Raw genomic sequence first — 24,943 nt, forward strand, 5'->3', positions numbered from 1 at the left:
ACGCCGCCCGATCGTCTCAGAGATCCTTCACCAGCCTGAGGGCGTCGTAGATTGCGGCGTGGATGTTGCGGGCAGAGACGGCATCTCCGATCCGGAACAGTTGATAGTTACCCTCGGGATTGTTGCACACCGCTTGTGGATTGCCCGCTACCAGCGCTTCGTAATCGACGGCGCCGAGATTGGACGATCCGGGCTTGAGCTCGAAATAGATATCGTCCAGCGGGCGGGTGCCGTGGTTGACGATCACCTGATCGACAGAGCGGGTGCGGGTTACGCCGCCATAATCGCTGTCGATTGTCGCCAGAAGCCGATTGCCGTCGCGTTCCACGCGCTGCAGTTTCCAAGTCACGGTGAAGGTGACGTCGCGCTTTTGCAGGGCGCGCATGAAGGGGGTGAGTGACATCGCCATCACCTCCGGCGCAAAGGCCCGGTCGCGGGTCATGATCTCCACTTTTGCGCCGGTTTCGGCGATTTTCTCAGCCGCCTGAAGGGCCGGATAGTCGCCGGCATCGTCATAGATCAGCACGTTCTGGCCGGGTTTGACGTCGCCGGTCAGGATATCCCAGGCGGAAACCACGAGATCGCCACCCGCGCCCGTCACATCGGTGTGCGGCAGGCCGCCGGTGGCGATAATGACGATATCGGGCTTGTCAGCCAGCACCGCGTCGCCATCGACGAAGCTGTTGAAATGAAAGGTGACGCCGAGCCGCCGACATTCGGCAAACCGCCAGTCGATGATCGAGATCATCTCGCGGCGGCGTTCGCTCTGGGCCGCGAGCCGCACCTGACCACCGGGGTCGTTCGCCGCCTCATGCACGATCACTTCATGCCCGCGTTCGGCGGCCACGCGTGCCGCCTCCATCCCCGCCGGACCGGCGCCGACGATCACGATGCGTCGCTTCTTTTCCGCGGGCGCAATGGCGTGCGGCATCGTTTCCTCGCGTCCCGTCGCCGCGTTGTGGACACAGAAAGCGAGCCCGCCCTGATAGATCCTGTCGAGACAATAGTTCGCGCCGACGCAGGGGCGGATGCGCTCTTCCTCGCCGGCGATGATCTTGGCCAGGATATGCGGGTCGGTCATATGGGCGCGGGTCATGCCGACCATGTCGAGCTTGCCGCTGGCAATGGCGTGACGGGCGGTCGCGACATCCTGAATCTTGGCGGCATGAAAGGTCGGGAAATCGGTCGCCGCGCGGATTTCGCCGGCGAAATCGAGATGCGGGGCGCTCGCCATGCCCTGCACGGGGATAACGTCGGTCAGCCCGGCATCGGTGTCGATATGACCGCGCACGACATTCAGGAAATCGACCAGCCCGCTCTCCTTCAGACGGCGCGAAATTTCGAGGCCTTCCTGGCGGTCGAACCCGCCCTCCAGCCGTTCATCGCCGGTATAGCGCACGCCGACGATGAAATCCGGGCCGACGCGCCTGCGGATTTCGTTCAGCACCTCGAAGGTGAACCGCAGACGGTTGTCGAGCGAGCCGCCATAGGGCGCATCCAGCTCGTTGGTCAGCGGTGACCAGAACTGGTCCATGAGATGGCCATAGGCCTGGATTTCGATGCCGTCGAGACCGGCCGCCTGCATGCGTTCGGCGGCATCGGCATAATCGGTGATCAGGCGAGCGATATCCCAGTCCTCGGCCTTTTTCGGAAAGGCACGGTGCGCCGCCTCGCGTTCGTGGCCGGCGGAGACGACCGGCAGCCAATCGGCCTTGTCCCAGCGGGTGCGGCGGCCGAGATGGGTCAACTGGATCATCACGGCTGCGCCATGCTCGTGACATTCGTCCGTGAGCTGCCGCATCCAGCCGACCACCTCATCCTTCCAGGCGAGGATGTTGTTGAACACGGGCGGGCTGTCGCGCGCCACCGACGCGGAACCGGCCGTCATGGTCAGCGCCACACCAGCGCGGGCGCGCTCGACGTGATAGGCGCGATAGCGCCCCTTCGGCATCCCGTCTTCCGGATAGGCAGGCTCGTGCGAGGAGATCATGATGCGGTTTTTCAAGGTGAGGTGCTTGAGCTGGTAGGGCTGCAGCAGCGGATCATTGTTCATGCCGGACTCCTCTGGTTGGAAGAAGTTCGCCATAAATGTACATAACTGTCAAGATAATCGACGTATGCGTCTATTTTCTTGTTTCGCATGCGCCTTGCGGCTAGGCTGCCGCGCATGGATGCTAAAACGGAAAACACTGCCGGCTGGCGCGGCTCGCGCGAATTATGGCTCGATGCGGCCCGCCAAGCACTGGTCGAAACGGGTATCGATGCGGTCAAGATCCAGCCGCTGGCCGAACGTCTCTCGTTGTCGCGAACCAGCTTCTACTGGTTCTTCAAGGATCGTGCGGCGCTGCTGGACGCGCTTCTGGAACATTGGGAAGAAACCAATACCGGCGCGTTGATCGCCGCCTGCGATGCCTATGCCGAAACCCTGACCGAGGCCATCCTCAACCTGATCAGCGTGTTCATCGCGGAAACAGACTTCGATCCGCGTCTTGATTTTTCGGTCCGAGGCTGGGCGGCGCAATCCAATGATGTCATGGCCCGCGTTGCAAGCGCAGACGAGAGACGCATCTCAGCCATCAAGACGCTGTTCGTCCGCTTTGGATTCGCGCCGGAGGAGGCGGATGTGCGGGCCCACGCGGTCTATCTGGTGCAGATCGGCTATATCTCGCTGCAGGTCGCGGAGGATACCGCCACGCGCGTGAACCGCGCTTCGGAATATGTCCGGATCTATACCGGCCGGACGCCGAGCGAACGCGAACTCGCGCGTTTCAGCGCCCGTCATGAGTGCTGAGCCTGCACGGAGCCGGTCGCGGCCGCTCAGCAGGAACGGAAGTGAATCTGCGGGCGGCCGTGATAGGGAGAGGCGCTGACGGCGGCGGAAACGCGAAAGACGCTTCCGATCATCTCCTCCGTCAGGACGGTTTCGGGTGCGCCCGAGGCGACGATGGCGCCATCCTTCAGCACGATGATCCGGTCACAGAACATCGCGGCGAGATTGAGATCGTGTAGCGCAACGATGCTTGTGAGGTCGAGTTGTCGCACGGTGTGCAGGATTTCGAGCTGATGGTGGATGTCGAGATGGTTGGTCGGCTCGTCGAGGAACAGAACCCGCGGGCTCTGGGCCAGCGCGCGGGCGATGTGCACGCGTTGCCGCTCGCCGCCCGAAAGCGCCTGCCACGACTGGTTTTGTAGCGGCTCCATGCCGACGCGCCGGAGCGCGCCGGAGACCGCTTCCTGATCGGCCGAACTCCAGCCGGAAAGCGCCGAGCGATGGGGCGTGCGTCCCAGGCGGACGACGTCGCGGACCGTGACATTGGTATCGGTCGCCGCATTCTGCTGAACGAAGGCCACTTCTTGCGCGAGCATGCGTCGGGGCACGTGCGCGATGTTGCGGCCATGGATCTCGACATGGCCGCGATCCGGCCGCTTCAGGCCGGCAAGCAGCCTGAGCAGCGAAGACTTGCCGGAACCGTTGGGCCCAATCAGCCCGAGGGTTTCCCCCTCCTGCACATCAAGACTGACATTCTTGACGATGACCTTGCGCCGGACGCCCCAGCTTAACTGATCTGCAACGACGCTCATGTCCTTGGCCTCGCGCGATAGAGGATGATGGCGAAGAACGGTACGCCGATCAGCGCGGTGACAACCCCGATCGGAATGGTCTGCTGCGGCACCAGCACGCGGGAGGCGATGTCGGCGACGACCATGAAGACGGCGCCGAGGATCGCCGAAGCGGGCAGGAGGCGCATATGCACCGGCCCCACGACATAGCGAGCGGCATGCGGCACCACCAGCCCGACAAAGCCGATCGCGCCGACCTGGCTGACGATCGTCGCTGTCATCAGCGCGGTGACACCGAACAGGATCAGCCGCGTGCGGGCTACGGGTATGCCGAGGGCTGCGGCATCCTCGTCGCCGAAGGTGAACGCATCGAGCGTGCGCGCCATCCATATGCAGATCGCGAGGCAGATGCACAGCACGACGGCCAGCAGTTGAAACTCGGGCCAGCGAACGCCGCCGAAACTGCCGAGCAGCCAGAACATGACATTGCGCGCCTGCTGGGCATTGGCGGAGGTGGTGACGATATAGGCGGTGAGCGCATTGAAGAGCTGCGAGGCCGCGACGCCGGCGAGGATCGTATGGCTCGGGCCGCTGGTTGCGCCATTCGAGAGCAGGGCCACCAGCGCGAAGGCGGCAAAGGCGCCAACGAAGGCGCCGAGCGACAGCGACACTGCGCCCGCGCCAATGCCCAGCACGATGACGCAGACGGCGCCGGTGGAGGCGCCGGCCGACACGCCGAGCACGAACGGTTCCGCCAGCGCATTGCGCAACAGCGCCTGCAGGATGGCCCCGCAGATCGCCAGACCCGCGCCGCAGAGTGCCGCAACGAGGCTCCGGCTCAGCCGGAGGTTCCAGACCACGCTCTGTTCGATCCTGGGAATATCGGCGGTCGTCAGGCCGAAATGGTTGGTGACCGCCAGAAAGACGGATCTGACAGGTATGTTGTAGTCGCCGATCGCGGTCGCCAGTGCGATCACGCCGACAAGGACGATGGCCGAACCGGCCAGCAGCAGGGCCAGCCTGAGGCCGGCCCTTGTGTCATCCGCGGTATTCATTTCGAAAGGTCGATCGCCTCGAGCTGTCCGGCGATTTCCTCGGCGCCGTAGAGCGTGCGGATGCTGGGGTTCATGGCCGCCCCGCTCATGACCACGATGCGCCCCTTGCTGACGGCGTCCATCTGGCTGACGGTGGGGTCGGACTCAAGGAATTCGATCTTGTGTTCGGCCGTGTCGAGGTCCCAACGGTTGCGGTCGACCTGCGCGGCGACGATGACGGCGGGGTTGGCCGCCATGATGCCTTCCCAGTTGGAAGTCGGCCACTCCGCCTTGGTGTCGAGCGCGTTGCGTCCGCCCAGAAGGTCGGCGATGAAGCCGGAGGGACCGTTGCCGCCGCCCAGATAGGCGTCGTCGGCGGGTGACGGGCTCGAGAACCAGAACAGAAAGGTCAGGTCCTCGTTTTTGGAAAATCGATCGCGCAGCGCCTGTTCCCGCGCCTTGAAGTCAGCGATGAGGGCCTGTCCGCGATCCTCGACATCGAAGATGCGGGCAAGGTCGTCGATCTCCTTGTAGAGAAGATCCATGTTCCAGAGCTGGTCGCGGCTTCCATAGGCGTCGCCGGTGTCCAGCTTGGTCGAGCAGGCGCTCGGAGAAAGGTAGGCGGGAATGCCCAGGCTTTCGAAGTCGTCGCGCTTGGCCAGCTTGCTGTCCGGTCCCATCAGGATCGGCAGCATCGCCGCGACAAAATCGGGCTGCTGTTCCAGGACGGATTCCAGCGTGGGGAACTCGACATTCAGCAGCTTGACCTTCGCATTGGCCTCCGCCAGTTCGGGCAGAACCTCGTTGGGCCAGAAGGCGGTGGCCGCCATCCTGTCTTCAAGGCCCAGCAACAGCATGATTTCGGCGCTGTTCTGGCCAAGCGCAACGGCATGTTCCGGCGCCTCTTCAAAGACCACGGTTGCGCCGCAGTTTTCGATCGTGAGCGGGTAGGAGGTTGAAGCGGCCATGGACGGAGCAGATGTCAGCCCAATGATCATGCTGCCAATGATGCCCAGTGTCTTCTGCATATCCATATCGGGTCCCGTGCGCTTGTGTCGTCGGACCGTTCTCTAGAAGTGCCGCATCACCAAATCAAGACAAAATTACTCATATTTTAGATTGCGCTGCTCTTCGGCCCTTCGGGATCAATGATCCGTATGGTCGGAAGCGTCTTGCTCCGAGGGTCTCGTCTCGGCCAGCAGCCGGCCCGGCGCGCCGGCGGGGATCACGCCGGTTTGCAGCCATGAAAGCGCGATCGGCCACAGATTGCCCTTGAAGCGGTCGTGGAAGAACGCGAAATGGCCGATTGTCTCGACGCCGATGTCGTCGGGATGGAGACGCCAGTGCCGCCGGTGACTGGCGGTGAAATAGGCCAGAAGCCGGTCGATCGCAGCGGGTGTTCCGTGGGGATCGTCGTCGAGGCCGATCGCCAGGATCGGCGCTGTGACGCCCGCGAACCGCTGGCGCAGTTTCTCGGCCTGGCGCTGGTCATCGATGATGCGATCCTGCCGCACGGTTTGCTCGAAACGGGCTCTCATCCGGCTCCAGTCGCGCACCACGCCGGCGGGCGTGTCTTCCATCCAGCCCAGACGCTTGGCGGGGAAATAGCCAATGAGCCCCGTCAGCATCGGCATGACGATATGCCATTTCGCAAACATCCGCAGGCGATGTCCGGCCGCATAATCGCGCCAGTGGGCGAATTGCGACCCGACGGTGAGGATGCGTCCGATCTGGCGGTTAGATGGCGCAAGGCCAATCGCAAATCCGCCGATCGAGTGGGCGACTACGCGGATTGGCTGGCCGGGAAATTCCGCTTGCGCATGGCGAAGCGCGCCTTCGAGATCAAGCTCGCCCCAGTCCACCCAGTCGGCGTCGAAGCCGCGCAGCGATTTCGGGCGGGATTCGCCGATGCCGCGATAATCATAGGTGATGACGTTGAAACCGTGACTATAAAGGTAATCCGCAAACCGCGCGTAATACCGGCAGCGAACCGATGTTGCTGCCGAGATCACCACCACGGGCCTTTCCGCCGTGCCATGGCTCCATATGAAGCCGCCGAGCCACATGCCGTCGGGTGCCCGCAGGCGCAGCGGCGCGCCCGACCGCGCCTGTCCGGCATCATGCTCCTGCGACCCGCTATCCGCTTGTTCGTCCATGCCTCCGCCCCGGTCAGCATCCCTGGATGCCGGATTTTATATGGCGCGGCTGCTGAGTCGAATGAGTATCTGTTATGAGTGCGTGAGGAACGCTTACCTCTCGAAAGCTTCGGTTGGCATCACCGCGCGATGCGATTGCCGGCGTCGTCGAAGAGATGCACGTCGGCGGCGTCGAAGGTGACGCGGATGGTGGCGCCGGTTTTGAGCGCGTGCTGGCCGGCTAGCACGGCCATGACCCGTTCACCGTTTCCGGCTTCTCCGTAGACCACGGTTTCGGTTCCGAGAGCCTCGACCAGGGTGATGGCGATCTCGAAGCCTGTCTGGCCCTCCGCCGCCAGCCTGATGTGCTGCGGGCGCACGCCAAGCGTCACTTTGGCGCCGGCGGCCGGCCTTGCGCCGGTGATCGCCAGATTGAGCGTCTCCTGGCCGAGGAGGTTGATCCTGAGGCCGTTCTCATCGGCATCGGCAACGCCGGCCGGCAGGAAATTCATGGCCGGCGAGCCGATGAAGCCGGCGACGAACAGGTTGGCCGGGGTGTTGAACAGCTCCAGCGGCGTTCCGATCTGCTCGACCTTGCCGGCGCGCAGCACCACGATCCGGTCGGCAAGCGTCATCGCCTCCACCTGATCATGGGTCACATAGACCATGGTGGTCTTCAGCCGGTCGTGAAGGGCGGAGAGTTCGGCGCGCATATGCACGCGCAACTCCGCGTCGAGGTTGGAGAGCGGCTCGTCGAAGAGGAACACGTCCGGGTGGCGCACGATCGCGCGGCCGATCGCGACCCGCTGCCGCTGGCCGCCCGAAAGCGCCTTCGGCTTGCGGTCGAGATAGGATTCGAGCTCCAGCATCCGGGCGGCTTCCATCACCCGGGTCTCGATCTCCTTTTTGTTCATGCCGGCGAAGCGCAGCGCGAAGCCCATATTCTCGCGCACCGTCATATGCGGATAGAGCGCATAGGTCTGGAACACCATGGCGATACCGCGCTTTGCCGGGTCCTCGTCCGTCATGTCTTTTCCGCCGATCGACAGCGAGCCCGATGTGATGTCCTCAAGCCCCGCGATCATCCGCAACAGGGTCGACTTGCCGCAGCCGGAAGGCCCGACGAAGACGACGAACTCGCCGGACCTTATGTCGAGATCGACGCCCTTGATGACCTCGATCGCGCCGAAGGATTTGCGGATTTGGTTGAGCGAAACATCTGCCATGGCAAACCTCAGCTGATCGTGAAGGCGACGGTGTCGTCGGCGAAGGCGGCGCAGCGGACCGACAGCGTCAGCGTCCCGGTCTCTTCGCCCGCCTCGATATAGAGCCCCGCCGTGCCGCCCCGGAAGCTGACGATCGCCGGCCCGACGATCCGGCCGGGCCCATCGAGCGAAAGCGCGACCGGCTCATCGAAGAACGGCATGATATTGCCGCACTGGTCGAGCGCGCGCAGGATCACGCGCACGCAATCCTTTTCGCCCGCCCTCAACGCGGTCGCATCCGGCGCGATCTGAAGCCTGGTCGGCACGGGGTTGCCGGAGAGCTTCATGGTCCTGACCGGTTTTCCGTCGATATAGCCCGTCAGCGTGCCGTCGAACCACTGGCGGCCCCAATCGCCGAATTCTTCCGCCGACACATTGTTGACGTCGAGAATGACCGGCGGGTGAGGAAGGTGCGGATATGCCGCGCGGGCAGGCTCCACCCGCTTCGGCGCGCTGTCGCCGACGGTGAGTTCGATATAGTCGCAATTGGTCAGGATGATCAACGGCAGCACGCCGCCGATATTGCGCTCGCCGCGCGCCCAGAAGGTGACCGGCTGGAGCACGACACCGTTTTCAGGGTCGCCTTGCGAGGCATAGGCATAGGCCGCGAATTTCGGCTCGCGGTACATGTCCATCACGCCATGATAGCAGATGCGGTCGCCTGAGCCGAAATCGCTGTGGGTGTTGTAGTCGAACATGCACCATCCGGTGCTGCCCGCGATCGTCGGATCGCCGGCAACGGCGTTCAGCATCTGCAGGTGGCGGGTCACATGCTCGGCCTGCCGGCTTTCCTGGTCGAAGCGCTTGGTGGGGAACATGTGGCCGTTATATTCGGTGATCATGTAGGGCACAGTTTTCGAAAGCCCGGTCACTTGCTTCTGGTCGCGGGCGCATATCCGCGCATGGTTGCGGCCCGGCTGCTCCTCGTCGCCGAGAACGAAATCATTCATCGTATAGACGTCTTCCAGCATCTCGCTGTTTTCGATACAGCGCACGCCGCCGGTCTGGCGGGTGGAATCGAGTTCGCGGGCGACCCGGTTGGTCTCGGCGTAGAAGTCATGATCGTCGGCGGATTCGTTGATGCGCACGCCCCAGATGATGATCGACGGATGGTTCCAGTCGCGGGTGATCATCCGGCGCACATTCTCGACCGATTCCCGTTTCCAGGCGTCGCCGCCGATATGCTGCCAGCCGGGTATTTCCTCGAAAACCAGAAGGCCGATCTCGTCGCAGCGGTCGAGGAAATATTTCGACTGCGGATAGTGCGAGGTCCGGGCGATATTGCAGGCCAGATCGAATTTCAGGATGTCGGCATCCTTCTCCTGCCCGCGCCTGCCCATGGCATAGCCAAGATGCGGCCAGCTCTGGTGGCGGTTGAGGCCGCGCAGTTTCAAGAGCCTGCCATTGAGGCGGAAGCCGTCGCTGGCGAAGGACGCGGTGCGGAAGCCGAAGCGGTTTGCAACTTCGTCCGTGCCGGCCCCGGTTTCGAGCGTCACGGTGAGGGTGTAGAGGGCCGGATCATCGATATCCCACAGACGGAGACTTTGCAGATCGGCAAGCGCAAGCCGGGCCTGCCTTCCCGAAACGGAAGCCTCGGTGGCGGCGATCACATTGCCCTCGGCATCGCTGAGCGTCGCGCTGAGCCTGCCGGTGGTCTCGTCGGTCAGGAAAACATCGGCGGTCACGCTCTTGGCGTCGGCGAGCGCGTCGGGCGTTTCGATCTTGACGTTGTCGATCGCGACCGGGGTGGTGACCTTCAACCAGACATCGCGGTAGATGCCGGCAAAGGTCAGATAGTCGATGACATTGCCGAAGGGCGGGATATCCGGGTTTTCCGAACCATCGATCTTCACCGTCAGCAGATTGTCGCCGTCCGTGAGATGCGGGCCGATCTCGACCTCGAAGGGGGTATAGCCGTCCTTGTGGGCGGCGATTTCCGTGCCGTTCAGGTAGACGACGCTGTCGGCCATCGCCGCGTCGAAGATGAGCGAGACCCGCTTGCCGGCGAAACCGGGCTCGCTGGCGAAAACCTTCTGATAGGTGAAGGCGCGCTGATAGCGTTTCTCGTCGAAATAGTTGAAGGGCAGTTCGACGGCGGTATGCGGCAGGCGCACCTTTTCGCCATCGCGCAGCGTGTTGATCGCCGCAGCGTCGAACCCTTCGGAGAACACCCAGCCAGCATTGAAATTCTGAACTTTACGCATGTGTATGACCTATTTGACGGAACCGAGCATGCCCTGGACGAACTGGCGCTGCATGGCGAAGAAGATGATAAGCGTGGGAAGGGTCGCGAGGATCGTGCCGATCATCACCGTGCCGTAATCGGGATAATAGGCGGAGGCGAGCGAGGAGACGACCAGCGTGATCGTCTTGGTCTCGTTCGATTGCAGCACGATCAGCGGCCAGAGATAGTTGTTCCAGTAGAGCATGAACACGATGACGAAGGCCGCCGCATAGGTGGAGCGCATCACCGGGAAATAGATATGCAGGAAGATCTGCCACTCCTTCAGCCCGTCGACCTTGGCGGCGTCGCGCAGCTCTGACGGGAACGCCTTGGTGGCCTGGCGGAAGTAGAAGATCACGAAGGCCCAGGCGATGAACGGCAGGATGATCGCGATATGGGTGTCGATCAGCCCGGCCCTGGCCGTCATCATGAACAGCGGGATCATGATCGCCGCGAACGGCACCATCAGCGTCAGCAGCACGATTGCGTAGACCCGGTCGCGCAGTTTCGAGCGGAACACCTCGAAGCCGTAGCCGGCAAGCGAGGTCACCGTGAGCGTGAGGAAGGTGCCGAGGCCCGCGATCTTGATCGAGTTCCACATGATCAACGGCACATCGACCTGCGAGACGAAGGCATTGATGTTCGCCATCAGCGCGTTGCCGAAGGTGACCTTGCCGATGACGATATCGGCGGTGGTGTTGGTCGCGCCGATCACCATCCAGATGAACGGAAATACCGAGATGAAGGACGCAAGCCCCAGCAGGATGTATTTCAGCGAACCGCCGGCGAGGCGGATGAAGCGGCGAGCCGTCATGTGCGTTCCCTCGCGGCGTAGAACTGCAGGAAGGAAAGCACCGCGACGATCAGAACGATGACGTATGAGACCGTGGCCGCGTAGCCGAAATTGGGCATGAAGCGGAAGGTCAGGTTGTAGATATAGAGCGACAGGGTCAGCGTCGCGTTCGCCGGCCCGCCCTTGCCCTCAGTCAGGTTGTAGACTTCGTCGAAGAGCTGCAGCGTGCCGATGGTGGAGGTGATCGTGGTGAACAGGATCACCGGTTTCAGCATCGGAATCGTGATGTGCAGGAAGCGCCGCCATGAAGGCACGCCGTCGATGCGGGCGGCCTCGTAGATCGACCTGTCGATGTTCTGGAGCGCGGCCAGATAGAAGATCATGTTGTAGCCGGTCCACCGCCAGGTGATGGCCAGAATGACCAGCACCTTGGCCCAGAACGGATCGGTGAACCATTCGATCGGGCTGTCGGCGAGCCCCACCGCCATCAGCGTGCTGTTGATGATGCCATCGGTGGCGAACATGCTCTTGAACAGGATCGAATAGGCGACCAGCGAGGATACGCAGGGCAGGAAGATCGCGGTGCGGAACAGGCCGGAAAATCTGAGCCGCGGATTGTTGAGCGCATTGGCGAGGATCAGCGCCAGCACGATCATGACCGGCACCTGGATGACAAGGAAGGTCAGCGTGTTGGTCAGCGCCTGCCAGAAGATCGCGTCATACCAGAGACGCTCGATATTCCCGAAACCGACGAAATTCATCATCATGCCGCGGCCGGAATAAAACGACAGCACCAGCGAGCGAATGATCGGATAAAACATGAAGGCGGCGACGAGAATGAGGGCCGGCGCCACGAACAGCCAGCCATTGACGTCGTAGAACCGCTTCAGATTGCCGGGTCTTGCATTAGCCATGGTTGTCCCAGTCGCCGGCGGGCCGGCTCTCTCCAACGATCATGATGGCGAAAGCCGGGGCAGGCGGGCCCGCCCCGGCGGATCGCTTTTACTGAATCTGGAACTTGGCCTGATCGTTGATTGCCTTCAGCACCTCATCGACCGGCTTGCCGTCGATCAGCGATTGCAGGTTGGAGGTCACCGCGACATCGAGCTCGTTGGTGAAGATACCGTAATCGACCGCCGGGATCTGGTTCAGCCAGTCGGAGAACTTCTGCCAGACCTTCTCGCCGCCGAAGAACGGATCGGCTTCCTGATAGGCCTCGCCCTCGCGCACGGCGAGCAGCGAGCCGACCGCGCCGCGCTCGACCAGGATCTTCTGGTAGAATTCGGTGTCCTTGGCATAGATCTCGTTGAGGAAATCGATCGCCTCGTCCTTCACTTCGGAGCTTTCAAGCACGTACCAGCTCGAGCCGCCGAGATTGGAGGCGTTGCCTGCCCCCTCGACGCCATCAAGCGACGGGATCGGCGCCACGCCCCATTTGCCGGACTGGTTTTCCTGTGCCTTGATGGTCCCGGTGATCCATACGCCGGTGATGACCGAGGCGACATTGCCGGAGGTGAACGCGTTGACGTAGTCAGACCAGCCGGTCGCCGGATAGATCAGGCCTTCCTCGGCGATCTTCGCCTGGGTTTCGAGCGCTGCCTTCAGCGCGGCGTTGTCGAGAACATTGAGATCGCCGTTTTCATCGAAATACCAGCTGCCGGCCGACTGCATCATGATCCGGGTCATGCCGCCGTCATTGAGGTCGAGCGTGGTCATCTTGTGGCCAGTCTTGGCCTCGACTTGCTTGCCGATCTCGATGAACCGGTCCCAGGTGATGCCCTGCATGTCCTCGGGCTTGAAGCCGGCTTCCTCCAGATAGTCGCGGCGGTAATACATGCCGGTGACGCCGGTGTCGAAGGGCATGCCGTAGACCTTGCCGTCGACCGTCATCAACTGCACCTTGTAGGGCGCGAAGGCGGAATAACCGACGACGCCATCCATCGCGGCAAATGAGCCGGGGAAGGACTGGAGATATTTCTGCGCGCCGTAATCCTCGATCAGCACGATATCCGGCAGCGCATTGGTCGCGCCCGAGGCCAGCGCCGTCTGGAGCTTCTGCTCGACATCGGCCTTGGCGAAATCGACGACATTGAAGGTCGTGTCGGGGTGAGACTTGGTGTAGATCTCGCCCGCTTCCTTCATGATCGCGACGTTGAAATTGGGGTCCCAGCACCAGATGGTGATCTCACCCGCGAAGGCGGCGGTCGCGCCGAAGACACATGCTCCCGACAGAGCCACACCCGTGATGCGGCTCAGCACTTTCTGCTTATCCATTGGTTTCCTCCCGTTTGGACATTTGCCCGACGGCGCTCCCTGCCGTCCCAAGGGAAGCTAACTACAATTTAGAAAACTTGACAATAAAATTTTTAGTAAAAATCAGTAAATAAATTTAACCCACAGGCGGATGGCGACAGCTGTCGCGCCAGATCATCTCGCCTGGGATCGTTACGCGCTTTGTGTACTCGCGGCCGTTGATGCGCTCGACCAGCAGGTCGACCGCGCATTCGCCGATGGCTTCGCCCGGTATCTTCATGGTGGAAAGCGCGGGATTGAGAAACTGGGCGACCGGTATGTCGTTGAAGGAGGCGATGGCGATATCGTCCGGCACCGAAAGCCCTGCTTCGGCGAGCGCCCGTCCGGTTCCAATCGCGATATTATCGTTCGCGGTCAGGATCACATCCGGGCGTTCGGCGCGGTCTAGCAGGTCACGGGCATGCTCGTAACCGACCTCGAGCCGCAGATTCTGCCCGTCATTGCAGTCATTGTTGAGGGCGATCAAAGTGGGGTCGAAGGTGCCACGCGCCTTTTGCCAGTCGACATAGGCCCGGCAGCGCGCTTCGCTATAGGGCACATCGCCAAAGCTGATCCTGTCCTCCGCCCCAATGAAGGCGATGCGCCGATAGCCGGCAGCGGCGAGGCCATCGAGAATTTTCGTGGTCGCCAGAGCGAGGTCGCTCGAAACACAGTCGAACTGCTCGTCCGACGGTTGGAAATCGGCGAACACCAGATGGTCGCAGCATTCCTCGAGAAAGGCGATCTCCGCCGGCCTGTGCTTGCCGATGGCGATGATGCCGGCGGCCCCCTGCAACAGACTGCCCTCGTTGAAAAGATCGGCGTGAAACACCTTCACGATCTCGCTATGGTAATGTTGCGACCGCCGTTCTATGCCCAGCCTCACCCCGATATAATAAGGGTCGATCAGTTCCTCATCGCGCTCCAGGAAGTGAACCGTGGCGATGCGAGGCATGGCGGCGGCCGGTTGCGGCTGGCGGAACGGCGCGGGCTTGCGGCGATTGCGGTTGCGCGGCGTTGCGTAATCCAGCGCCTCGGCGGTCTCGATGATCGCCTTGCGCTTGGCCTCGGTCACGGACAGGGTGGGATCGTAGTTCAGCACGCGCGAAACCGTGCCGGCGGAAACGCCGACCGCCTTGGCAATTTCTCGGATTGTGACCATCATCTCCCCCGAAGCAGCCGGGACCACAATGGTCTGGCACGTCTAGTAAATTTTTACCGAAACGAGGATGAAGCGCAACCCTTTCCTGAACGTTTCGGTACAGGCCTTTCTGTAAAGGCCCCCAGTCTTGTTTCTCGGCGCGCCGAACGAAACCGGGCTTTTGTTGCCCGGCCAAGGCCTAACCCTTCACCGCGCCGCTGGTCATCGAGCCGAAGATCTCCTTGTACATCAGGAGGCCGATCACAGCGGGCGGCAGGGCGCCGATGACCATGACGGCGGAGGCCGTGCCCCAATTGACGCCACCGCCGCTGGCGGCGAAGAAGAACGAGGCGCCCACCGTCATCGGCACGGCCTTGCTGGTGGTCAGCATCAGGCCGAACAGGAACTCGTTCCAGGCGGTGATGAAGCCGAAGATGAAGGTGGTCAAAAGCGCGGGGCGGACCACCGGCCATATCACCTTTCGAAGGATCTGCGGCGTCGACGCGCCGTCGACTTTGGCGGCCTCATCGAGCTCGATCGGCACTTCGGAAATGGCGTTGACGAGGATGACGAGCGCCAGCGGTATGTTGACGATCGTGAGGATCAGCCCGAGGCCAATCCGCGTGTCGAGCAGGCCGAGCCACTGATACATCATGTAAAGCGGGATCGCGAAGATGATCAGCGGCACGGCGCGCAAATTGACGACAACTGGAAACAGAACCTTCCGCCCGACCTCGGAACGGGCAATGGCATAGGCCGCAGGGAAGGTCAGGATCATCGCCAGCATCGTGCCGATCAGCGCCGCCACGGTGCTGTTGAACAGATAGAGCCAAATGTTGAACCGGGTCGTGTCGGTCAGAACGGAGATGTAATTGGCAAGCGTCGGGCTGTTGATCCAGAGCCCGGCATTGGAGCTGATCTCGCGCGCGCTTTTGAACGAGGTGATCAGGGTCACGATCACCGGGAAGTTCATGGCGATCGCGGCGATGGCGAATACGATCCAGCGCAGCGTCTTCATCATGCCCGGCCCTTTCTGCGTGCGCCAAGCGCCGTCAGGGCATAGAGCACGATCAGCGAGGCGATGAAAAGAATGACGGAGGCGGCGACGGCCTTGCCGATCGCGCCCTGCTTGAAGAAGGCCTGATAGATGTAGATCGACAGCGACGTCGTTGAACCGCCCGCGCCCGCGCCGGTCAGCGCGTATATGTTGTCGAACACGCGGAAGCCGTCGATGAAGCGGATGAAGAAGGCGATCGCCAGCGTTGGCATGATCAGCGGAAGCTCGATCCTGGTCAGCATCATCCAGCCGCGTGCGCCGTCAAGTGCGGCGGCCTCGCGCACATCCGTCGGTATCGCCGAATAGGCGGTGTGGAACAGCAGGAACGCGAACGGCGTCCACTGCAGCGTTTCGATCACCACCAGGGTCTTGAAGGCGTTGTTGGCATCGAGGAAGGCGGGGCTGTTGCCGAACCACATCCACAGATAATAGGGCACGGGACCGGCGAACTCATGCAGCACCAGCCGGTACATCAGGCCGACCATGGCGGGGGCGACCATCAGCGGCAGCATCAGCGGCGCCATCAGATAGGGCCGTTTACCGAGGAGCGGATTGAGGAAGATCGCCAGGAACAGGCCGATCAGACATTCCGCCAGCGCCGTGATGATGCCGAAGCGCAGCGAGAACCACGAGGCCTGCCAGAAATAGCGGTCGTTCAGGACCTCCAGATAGTTTCCAAGCCCGCTGAGTTCCGGCGCGCGCAGGTTCTCGAACGAGACCGACGAGACGGAATAGACAAGATTGACGATCGCCGGAAACCCCAGAAACAGCAGCAGGAATATGACAAGCGGGGACAGGAACAGCCGTCCTTCGCCCGGTTTCACAAGTTGCATGAGGTTAACCGCCGATCTTCATCGTTCATCCGGGAGCAGACATGGCGGCAAGGTGATCGCCGCCATGCGCCTGTTTGCTACTGGTTGAGCAGCTTTTCCATTTCGGCCTTGGTGTTGGCAAGCGCCTCGTCGAGGCTCTGCTGGCCGGACCAGTAGCCGGTGAACTCGCGCGCCTGCACTTCGTAGATCGACAGCGCATTGGCCGAGGTGCCGCCATCCATCACGTAGCCATACTGGCTGGCGAAATTGCCGAGGTCCACCAGATCCGGCCGCTCGTCGGCGATTTTCGCCACCACATCGGGCATCAGCGCGGGCGAACCGCCGTTTTCGGCGTAGAGCAAGGCAGCGTCTTCCGTGGCGAGCCATTGCAGAAATTTCAGCGCGCCTTCCTTGTTCGCGGCGTTCTTGTTGAGGCCGAGACCGAGGCCGTGAATATGGTCGGCGCGACCTTCCGGGCCCGCCGGCGGGGCGACGGCGCCGGTGACATCGGCGACGGCCGGGGTCTTCTCGGGGTCGGTCAGTTCGGCGGCCGCCGCGTTCCACTGCAAGGCGGTTGCCACCTGGCCGGAGGCGAAGGCTGCATTGGTTTCGGCGTATTCGTAGGACAGCGAATCCTTCGGTGTCGCGCCGGCATCATAGAGCGTCTTGTAGAGTTCGAGACCCTTGCGATAGCCCTCGGAATCGATGGTGATGTTGCCGTCGCCATCGCGCCAGTCGGCGCCATAGGAACGTGGCAGCGACTGGAATACCATCATGTTGAACAGGAGGTTCTTCATCTGCAGAACCGTGCCGTAGCGCACAGGGCTTTCCCGGTTGATGGACTTGGTGAAGTAGAGCGCGGTCGCCGCCCAGTCGTCCCAGGTCCATTCATCGGCGGGCTTCGGGTCCATCGCCTTGCCGAGATACTCCTCGGCGATCTTCGAATATTCGGCCTTGGCATCGTCATCGCCCAGCAGTTCGTCCATCAGGTCGGTGCGGTAATACATGAAGTGCAGCGAGAGGTCGGTCGGCACGCCATACTGCTCGCCCTCATACTGCATGGTTTCCAGAACCGCCTTGCCGAATACGCTTTCGGCCGCGTCGCCGAGATCGATCGGCTCCATATAGGGGGCGTAACGGCCGATCGAATAGGTGGCGATCAGGTTGATGTCGAAGGCATCGGAGCCGGCGGCAAGGTCGGCCTGAAGCTTGTCGTAAAAGCCGTCGCGGCTGAAGAAGATCAGTTCCACCTTGTCGTCGTCGGCGGCGGTCTCGTTGTAGACCTCGGTCGCGGCGCGCAATGCGGCCTCTTCCGAACCGCCCGGCCAGCCGAGAACGGTGACGGTGGCATTGGCAATGTTCGGCAGGGCGGTGCCGGCCAGAAGCGCGGCAATCGCCGCCAGTGTGGTTTTCTTCATCATGTCGAGTTCCCTTCTCTTATTGGGTTTCTTCAGTCTTCAGATGATGCACTTGCCTTGATTTTTGCCGCGCGCCAGATCGGCGACGCCGATCAGCCCGGCCTCGGCCCCGCAGCGCGCCGCGACGAGTTCCGGCTTCAACCGGGACGGCAGTGCGGCTAGATGCTGCGAAACGCGGGCCAGAAAGCCGTCGGCGAGCCCGATGCCGCCGCCGATGACGATGGCGTCGGGATCGAACATCAGCTTTATATCGGCGCAGAGTGTGGCGACCCTGGCCGCGGAGCCATCGACGATATCGGCGGCCCAGGCTTCGCCAATGGCGGCAGCCCGGAAAACCGCCGGCGTGTCTTCATCGTATCCGAGGCGGGCGGCTTCGGCTGCAATGAACCGGCCGGAGACCCGGTCCTCGAGCGGGGCCGCGCCGCCGGAGGCGCTGCGCGTCAGCCCGAAATGTCCGGCAAGCCCGGTCATCAGCGCGCCCTTGCGGACAACGCCGCCGCCGATCCCCGTCGAGATCGTCAGAAACACGATGGAGCCCATCGTCTTGCCGGTCGCCAGATATTCGCCCCAGGCCGCCGCCTGGGCATCGTTAAGCGCGAAGACGGGTGCGTCGAACAGGCTCTCGGCCTTGTCTTTCAGGGGGTAGCGGTCCGGAATATTGAGCGTGGCCGGGTTCAGGGCCTGCCACACGCCATCTTCCACCAACCCCGTTGCCGCAATGCCGACAGCGCCATAGCGGCCATGCCAGTTGCTTGTGGCGGTGTGAATGGCGGAAAGCCAGCTGTCGGGCGTGCCGCCGGTGGCCGTTGGCACCCTGACGCACTCAAGCACATCGCCGCCGCAGATCAGCGCCGCCATCGACTTCGTGCCGCCGATATCGATCGCGAGCACCGGCCGGTCGTCTGCCGCGCTGTAGGCATCGGCGAGCGCGTCGCGGAACCACGCTGTGGTGTGCTCGGTGCGGGTGATGGCGGAGCCGACCGTGACCGCAAAGGCGCCGGCGCGGGCGGCATCGGCGGCCTGCTGCGGCGTGCGGATGCGGCCCTCGGCAATGACATAGGGCGTGAGCCTGGCCATTTCGGTGATCAGCGCGATATCCGGATCATCCGGCTCGGGACCGCCGACATAGCCTGAAAGCGTGGTGCCGACGAAATCCATGCCGCAGTCCAGCGCATGGCGCGCGTCTTCGAGTGAGGAGCAGTCGGCCATGGTGAGCTTGCCCAGCGCCCGGGCGGCGACAACCAGATCGGCGAGGTTCACGGGGCGCGGCCTGTCGGTCGCATCGATGGCGATGATGTCTGCGCCTGCGTCCGCCAGGTCCTGGACATCGGAGAGGAACGGCGTGATGCGAACGGGGCTATCCGCAAGGTCGCGCTTGACGATGCCGATGATCGGGACGCTGACCTTCTCGCGGACGGCGCGGACATAGCGCGCGGATTCGATCCTGAGCGCGCTCGCCCCGGCCGCGACAGCCGCCATGGCAAAGCCCGCCACGAACACCGGCTCATCCATCGGCCCGCCGTGCACGGGCTGGCATGACACGATCAGGCTGTTTTTCAGAAAGTCTGGCTGCACCGGAATCCTCGCTGCTTTTTGGCTATAGCAACGCAGAAGAGACCAGAATGCAACCAGTTTATGACTGGTATTATCGCTGAAGCTCGAAAACGAAGTCGTAGACGTCGCCGCGATAGCGCGTCTCGCAATATTCCACGACCTCGCCCTGCGCCAGGAAGCAGCGGCGTTCGGTCACCAGAAGCGGCGCGGCGGGCGGACAGGCAAGCCGTTCACTGTCCTCGCGCGAGGCCGCGCGGGTGCGCATGCGCTGAACCGCCCGTTGCGGCAGAAAGCCGCGCGCCTCCAGCGCCTCATAGAGCGAATTTCCGACCAGTTCGGGCGAGGGCAGGTAGCGCTGCGGCACGCTGGCGATCTCGATCGCGATCGGTTTGCCGTCGGCTGTGCGGATGCGCTGCATGCGCAGGATTTGCTCGCTGCCGCCAATGCCGAGCGCCATCATTTCCGTCGGCGATGGACGGCTGATAAGCTTGGAAAGCCAGATACATCCGGGCTCCATGCCGCGCGAACGGATGTCCTCCGAAAAGCTGGTGAGCGTCGACAGAGTCTTCTCGACCTTGGAGGCGATCTCCGTTCTAGCGCCATGGCGGCGGCTGAGCAGCCCGTCCTCCTGCAGCAGCGCGAAGCTCTTGCGCACGGTGACCCGCGAAAGTCCCAGCGCATCCGCCAGGATTCGTTCACCCGGCAGCCGCTCGCCGGCATGCAGCGCGTTGGACAGGATCACCTGTTCAAGCGCCGCCTTCAGCCGCTTGTACAGGGGAATGTCGGCCGAGCTGTCTGCAAGGGCAATGCGCACGCGCTCGATGATGTCCGTCGCGGCCATGGGCGATTCCGGTGGCTCCAAAAAAGTTATGTGGACTTATACTGGTATTATCCCTGGATGGCAAATCCGGTAGTTCGCGCCCAGCAGCAGAATTCCTGCGTTGTGGCTTTCTCCAGCCGGCTCCGAAGATCAAGAGTAAAAATAGTAATAATTGTCATTATATACATGTTTAAATCGAGTGTTTACTTTCATTAGAATTTTGTCATCTAAATAAGTTTATTGATATCGAATAAATATAAATATAAAATGGGTACATATAGAAGATACATGTAGTATAAACGCGAATTTAGGCCATGCGGATGGCGGTTGCCGTTGTCGGCATGTTGCCGGAGGTATTTTGATGACCTTGGCGCAGCACAGGGAAGGTTCCGTTCTCGCATTAGGGCAACGGCTTCAAGCGCCGCAGTCACGCCTTTTCCGCATGGTCGTCGGCGCGGCGGTGACGGGCTGCCTTTTTCTAGAAAGCGGCGTTCTTCCCGGACAGTCAGGCGTGGTTCATGCGCAGAGCTGTGAGTTGAACACCGGGTCCAACGACGGTAGCGCCATCATCCCAACCGGGCACCGTCGGCAGCATTGCGCGGTCGCTCCCGTTTCGGAGACCCTTTCCGAGAATGATAATTCGCCAGTGATCACGGATGGCCGCGTGCCGGTTGGTTCCGACGCCGGCAGGGTTGATGCAGTCGCATCCGGCCAGGGAGTACCCGACAATGACCCGATCTACAGGGGAGCCGGGCTAGGGAAAGTGATCAGCAGCCGGGCCCGCTGGACCAACGAAAAGGGCACGCGTACCTATGACTGGAAATCCAACAGCGTCTTCGTCGGCGGCGATTTCGCCACGTTTTCGAACATGCGCTTCGGCGCGCTTGCCGGCTACGGTCATTCGACCTACGAGGTTGACGAGGGAAATGCCAGGGGAATATCCGACGACTTTACGGTCGGCCTCTATGGCGGCGGCGTTTTCAGTGGCTTCGCTGTCGATTTCGGCGCAGCCTATACCTGGCGCGACGCCTCAAGCCGGCGCGACATCGAGTTCCTGCAACTGTCCGAGCGGATCAGGGGTCGCTTTGATGGCGGAACCTTCCAGCTTTTTGGCGGCATCAGCTATGCGTTCGAGATCACCGACACTCTCCAATTCGGGCCATTCCTGGATGCTGTCTATGTCCATCAAAAAGCGGATGCCTTCACGGAAACGGGCCGGCTTGCCGTGCTGTCCTCCTTGAAGCAGACGATGGATACCGGCTTCACCACGATAGGACTTAGCGGGGCTCATGAATTCGCGCTTGGCAGCTATGAGAGCCAGGTCACCGCGTCGGTCGGCTGGCGGCATGGCTATGGCGATCTCGACTCGGATACGATGGTGGCGTTTTCGGGCGGCGATCCCTTCGGCGTGACCGGCACGCCGCACGCGGTTGACCATGCGGTGTTCTCCGTTGGCTGGCAGACCGCGTTGCAGGACAATGTCAGCATTGGCATCACCTATACCGGCGAGTTCGGCGACAGCGCCCAAAGTCAGAATCTGACGGCGTTATTCAGTATCAAATTCTGAGGAGCCGCCTTTCCGTCGTTTGAAGAAGGCATCGGCCAGAGCTCATACCGCCAGGAACCCGCCGTCGATCGGCAGGACTGCGCCGGTGACCATCGCGCTGTCATCTGACAGCAGCATCGCGATGCTGGCGGCGATGTGGTCGGCTTCGGCAAACCGGCCGAGCGGGTGACGGACCATCATCGGTTCGCTTTTGGCCGGATCGCTCCACGCCTCGACCGCGAGTTCGGTGAGCGTGATTGTCGGGGCGACGGCGTTGACGCGGATATTGTGCGGGCCGAGTTCCTTAGCCATCACCCGCGTCGCCCCTTCGAGGCCGGCCTTGGAGGCGGCGTAGCAGAGATGTTCGGTAAAGCCGCGATGGCCGGCGATGGAGGAGATGTTGACGATCGCCCCGCCGCCGCCAGCCGCGCGGCGGGCCCGCGCGAATTCCTGGCAGGTGATCAGGGCGGAGCGCAGATTGATGCCCAGTACGGCCTCATAGCCTTCGTCGGTCATGTCGAACGTGCTTTCTAGCACGTTGATGCCAGCGCTGTTGATCAAGTAATCGGCTGTGCCGGCTTCAGCCATCGCGGTGCGGGCGGCTTTCGGGTCCTGCAGGTCGACCTGAACGATGCGGCAGCCGATCTCCGCCTTCAGGCTTTCGAGATCGCTCATGGTGCGGCTGAGCGCGACCACTGCGGCGCCGCGCGCGGCCATGAGCTCGGCGCAGGCGCGCCCGATCCCCTTGCCCGCGCCGGTGATGATGACGGTTTTTCCGGAAAACTGCATGACGGCCTCCATTGCCGCATTTCGCGGCCAGTGGCGAAGATGCGTTTATAAACCAGGATAAGGAGCGAGCTCGCTCCGGGTTGATTGCGCCTATTCTAGAAGCGCCGTTGTCGACTGGCGAATCTCGCGCGCGGTGCGCTGCAGGGTCAGAAACGCCTGATAGCGATTGTCATGCAGGCGGTGACTGAGGCCGTCCGCGGGGTGGCATCGCGTAGCGACCTGGGACATGGCTGGCATCGCTGCTTGCAGGTCCGGATGGCTGCCGGCTGCGACCGCACCCAGCATCGCCGAACCGAGCAGAACCGGCTCCGGGCAGGCGGTGATATCGACCGGGTAGCCGGTGGCATCAGCAAGCAGCTGCCGGGTGAGGGGATGAGCGCCGCCCCCACCACTGACAGTTATGGCATCAATGGTCGCGCCATTCGCGGCTTGGGTTTCGACGATCTGCCTGAGCCCGTAACCGAGGCCGCAAATGCCGGCGACGTAAAGCGCGACCAGACTGTCCGTACCGGTCTCCATCCCTTGCCCCATGATAACCGCGCGGGCATGCGGATCGGCGAAGGGCGCGCGGTTGCCGAGAAATTCCGGCACCACATGCAGGTCGTCGGCAAGGCGGACGGCATCGCACGGCGTGGCGACCAGTGCCAGCGCCCGGTCGGCCAGCCAAACGGGCAGGGCCTTGCCCTCGTCTTTCGCGCTCGCTTCGGCTTCTGTGAAATGAGGATGCAGGCGCACGAGCTGATCGATGGCGGCACCCGCGGCCGATTGACCGCCTTCGTTCAGCCACATGCCGGGAACCATCGCGGAATAATACGGGCCCCAGACGCCCGGCACGAAAGCCGGGTCGCGGGTCGTGGTCATGGTGCAGGACGAGGTGCCGAAGACATAGGCGATGGTGCGCGTTGGATCGCCGGCCCCGCCGCTGGCGCCGACCGTGCCGATGCCGCCGGCATGGGCGTCGATCAGGCCGGCGGCAACGGCCGTTCCGGAGCGAAGGCCCATGGCGTCGGCGGCTTCCGCCGTCAGTCCGTGGCCCAGCGCCGTACCGGGATCGACGACCGTTTGTCCAATGCGGGCAAAGACTTCGTCCGCGAGTTCCTCAAGCCCAATCTCTCGGAAATAGTCGGCATCCCATCGGCCTTCATGGGCGAGATAGGTCCACTTGCAGGTGACGGTGCAGGCGGAACGCTCCGTGGCCCCGGTCGCTTTCCAGGTGAGGAAATCGGTGAGGTCGAAGAAGTGCTTCGCCGCGCCAAAGGTCTCCGGGCGGTTTTCCTTCAGCCACAGAAGCTTCGGTGTTTCCATTTCCGGCGATATCCGGCCGCCGACATAGCGCAGCACGTCGTGTTGTCCGCGATTGATCCGTTCGGCCTGTTCAAGGGCGCGATGATCCATCCAGACGATGATGTCGCGGTCGGGGTGGTCGCCGACCGGCAGCGGCCCGTCCGGTCCGCGCACCACCAGCGAGCAGGTGGCGTCGAAGCCGACGCCCTTTATCTGGCCGGCATCAACGCCCGAAGAGCCGACAGCTTCTGCGACCGACTGGCAAACAGCCTGCCAGATCTGTTCGCTGGATTGCTCGACGATGCCGCCATCAGCGCGGTGGATGTCGATGGGGCGCTTGGCCGTGGTCAGCAGATTGCCCGCCGCGTCGAAAATACCGGCTCTGGCCGAGCCGGTGCCGACATCAATCCCCACAAAATAGCTGGTCACGCGCCTCTCCCTGTCCGGTCAGACCCTGTCGAAAGCGGTCGGCAGCACAATCATGTCACGGATCGTGACGGTGCGCTTGCGGGTCAGCATGTATTCCACCGCATCGGCAACCTCTTCCGGGTCGATCAGTGCGCCCGCTTCCTTCGCCTTGCGCAGGTTCTCCTCGGGCCAGTCGGCGAGAAGCGCGGAAACCACGGGGCCGGGGGACACCTGTCCCACGCGCACGCCATGCGGGATCATCTGGCGACGCATGGTTTGCACGAAGCAGGTGATGGCCCATTTCGAGGATGTGTAGACCGGTTCCCAGTAAGCCGGGAAGTGGCCCGCGATCGAGCAGGTGACGATGATGTCGCCGGTCTTGCGATCGCTCATATGCGGCACCACGGCGTGGACATTCTTCATCACCGCGTTGACGTTTAGGTTCAGCATCCGGTCGATGGTGGCCGGATCGGTGTCGGTGAGATCGCCGCCGATATAGGTGCCGGCATTGCAGTAGAGAATATCGATGTGATCGACCTTTGCGAGGATATCCGGCACCATGGCGTTGCAGCTGTCGAAATCCAGAAGGTCGGTGACTTGCGCCACGGCGTTGGGGCCGAGTCGCTGGACCAGTTCATCGAGCGCTTGCTTGTTGCGGTCGACCATCACTACCGTCGCGCCCGCGGCCAGAAGCTTTTCGGTTGTGGCAAGGCCGATTCCCGAGGCCGCACCGGTAATGACGGCGATCTTGCCATCCAGCGAAACAGACATTCTTTTCTCCTAGAATCTGCGTTTTGTTGTTGTTTTTGA

General features: G+C 62.4%; 21 protein-coding genes. 2 read left to right on the forward strand and 19 right to left on the reverse strand.

Going from position 1 to position 24,943, the window contains the following annotated elements; translation table 11 throughout:
* Nucleotides 1-16: 16 nt before the first annotated feature.
* A complete protein-coding gene (locus V6766_RS00505) occupies nt 17-2,053 on the reverse strand; it encodes an oxidoreductase (RefSeq protein ID WP_448462565.1) in 2,037 nt (678 codons plus the stop codon).
* Nucleotides 2,054-2,167: 114 nt separating this feature from the next.
* Between V6766_RS00505 and V6766_RS00510 the strand changes: the two genes are divergently transcribed.
* Nucleotides 2,168-2,791, forward strand: a complete 624-nt coding sequence (locus V6766_RS00510; protein WP_448462567.1) for a TetR/AcrR family transcriptional regulator — start codon at nt 2,168-2,170, stop codon at nt 2,789-2,791.
* A 26-nt stretch (nt 2,792-2,817) separates the two neighbouring features.
* Here the strand turns inward: V6766_RS00510 and V6766_RS00515 are convergent, their stop codons facing one another.
* The 15 genes from V6766_RS00515 to V6766_RS00585 form a co-directional block, all read right to left on the reverse strand.
* Nucleotides 2,818-3,582: an ABC transporter ATP-binding protein gene (locus tag V6766_RS00515; protein ID WP_448462569.1), complete on the reverse strand. Its 765-nt coding sequence runs from the start codon at nt 3,580-3,582 to the stop codon at nt 2,818-2,820.
* Entirely contained in the window at nt 3,579-4,616 is a 1,038-nt protein-coding gene (locus V6766_RS00520; protein ID WP_448462571.1) for a FecCD family ABC transporter permease, read from the reverse strand. Before V6766_RS00520 ends, V6766_RS00515 begins: the two co-directional genes overlap by 4 nt.
* Nucleotides 4,613-5,629: an ABC transporter substrate-binding protein gene (locus V6766_RS00525; RefSeq protein WP_448462573.1), complete on the reverse strand. Its 1,017-nt coding sequence runs from the start codon at nt 5,627-5,629 to the stop codon at nt 4,613-4,615. The genes V6766_RS00520 and V6766_RS00525 overlap by 4 nt, the downstream gene beginning before the upstream one ends.
* 111 nt (nt 5,630-5,740) lie before the next feature.
* On the reverse strand, nt 5,741-6,751 hold the full coding sequence (locus tag V6766_RS00530) for an alpha/beta hydrolase family protein (RefSeq protein WP_448462575.1): 1,011 nt from the start codon (nt 6,749-6,751) through the stop codon (nt 5,741-5,743).
* Between the two features lie 119 nt (nt 6,752-6,870).
* Nucleotides 6,871-7,956: an ABC transporter ATP-binding protein gene (locus V6766_RS00535; protein WP_448462578.1), complete on the reverse strand. Its 1,086-nt coding sequence runs from the start codon at nt 7,954-7,956 to the stop codon at nt 6,871-6,873.
* 8 nt (nt 7,957-7,964) lie between these two features.
* A complete protein-coding gene (locus V6766_RS00540) occupies nt 7,965-10,199 on the reverse strand; it encodes a glycoside hydrolase family 2 protein (RefSeq protein WP_448462580.1) in 2,235 nt (744 codons plus the stop codon).
* Between the two features lie 9 nt (nt 10,200-10,208).
* Nucleotides 10,209-11,033, reverse strand: coding sequence for a carbohydrate ABC transporter permease (locus V6766_RS00545; RefSeq protein ID WP_448462582.1), 825 nt, complete (start codon nt 11,031-11,033; stop codon nt 10,209-10,211).
* Nucleotides 11,030-11,926: a carbohydrate ABC transporter permease gene (locus V6766_RS00550; RefSeq protein ID WP_230718305.1), complete on the reverse strand. Its 897-nt coding sequence runs from the start codon at nt 11,924-11,926 to the stop codon at nt 11,030-11,032. Before V6766_RS00550 ends, V6766_RS00545 begins: the two co-directional genes overlap by 4 nt.
* Before the next feature lie 88 nt (nt 11,927-12,014).
* Complete coding sequence (locus V6766_RS00555; RefSeq protein ID WP_448462585.1) at nt 12,015-13,286, reverse strand: ABC transporter substrate-binding protein; 1,272 nt, start codon at nt 13,284-13,286, stop codon at nt 12,015-12,017.
* 115 nt (nt 13,287-13,401) lie between these two features.
* The gene (locus tag V6766_RS00560; protein WP_448462587.1) at nt 13,402-14,466 is read right to left on the reverse strand and encodes a LacI family DNA-binding transcriptional regulator; all 1,065 of its coding nucleotides are present in this window, start codon (nt 14,464-14,466) and stop codon (nt 13,402-13,404) included.
* A gap of 178 nt (nt 14,467-14,644) precedes the next feature.
* Complete coding sequence (locus V6766_RS00565; protein ID WP_448462589.1) at nt 14,645-15,466, reverse strand: carbohydrate ABC transporter permease; 822 nt, start codon at nt 15,464-15,466, stop codon at nt 14,645-14,647.
* Nucleotides 15,463-16,335 carry a carbohydrate ABC transporter permease gene (locus V6766_RS00570; RefSeq protein WP_448462591.1) on the reverse strand — a complete coding sequence of 291 codons (873 nt, stop codon included), beginning with the start codon at nt 16,333-16,335 and terminating at the stop codon, nt 15,463-15,465. Before V6766_RS00570 ends, V6766_RS00565 begins: the two co-directional genes overlap by 4 nt.
* Before the next feature lie 77 nt (nt 16,336-16,412).
* Complete coding sequence (locus tag V6766_RS00575; RefSeq protein WP_448462593.1) at nt 16,413-17,735, reverse strand: extracellular solute-binding protein; 1,323 nt, start codon at nt 17,733-17,735, stop codon at nt 16,413-16,415.
* Between the two features lie 36 nt (nt 17,736-17,771).
* Nucleotides 17,772-19,307: a putative N-acetylmannosamine-6-phosphate 2-epimerase gene (locus tag V6766_RS00580; RefSeq protein WP_448462595.1), complete on the reverse strand. Its 1,536-nt coding sequence runs from the start codon at nt 19,305-19,307 to the stop codon at nt 17,772-17,774.
* A 70-nt stretch (nt 19,308-19,377) separates the two neighbouring features.
* Nucleotides 19,378-20,127: a GntR family transcriptional regulator gene (locus tag V6766_RS00585; protein WP_448462597.1), complete on the reverse strand. Its 750-nt coding sequence runs from the start codon at nt 20,125-20,127 to the stop codon at nt 19,378-19,380.
* Nucleotides 20,128-20,770: 643 nt separating this feature from the next.
* On the opposite strand from V6766_RS00585, the gene V6766_RS00590 reads away from it, so the two are divergent.
* A complete protein-coding gene (locus tag V6766_RS00590; protein WP_448462599.1) occupies nt 20,771-21,673 on the forward strand; it encodes an autotransporter outer membrane beta-barrel domain-containing protein in 903 nt (300 codons plus the stop codon).
* A 42-nt stretch (nt 21,674-21,715) separates the two neighbouring features.
* Here V6766_RS00590 and V6766_RS00595 read toward each other — a convergent pair whose 3' ends face one another.
* From V6766_RS00595 to V6766_RS00605, 3 genes are all read right to left on the reverse strand, one after another.
* On the reverse strand, nt 21,716-22,441 hold the full coding sequence (locus V6766_RS00595) for an SDR family oxidoreductase (protein ID WP_448462601.1): 726 nt from the start codon (nt 22,439-22,441) through the stop codon (nt 21,716-21,718).
* Nucleotides 22,442-22,531: 90 nt separating this feature from the next.
* A complete protein-coding gene (locus tag V6766_RS00600) occupies nt 22,532-24,154 on the reverse strand; it encodes an FGGY-family carbohydrate kinase (protein WP_448462603.1) in 1,623 nt (540 codons plus the stop codon).
* Nucleotides 24,155-24,172: 18 nt separating this feature from the next.
* Nucleotides 24,173-24,904, reverse strand: a complete 732-nt coding sequence (locus tag V6766_RS00605) for an SDR family oxidoreductase (protein WP_448462605.1) — start codon at nt 24,902-24,904, stop codon at nt 24,173-24,175.
* Nucleotides 24,905-24,943: the final 39 nt, after the last annotated feature.

This window comes from Martelella sp. AMO21009 (genome assembly GCF_053484295.1).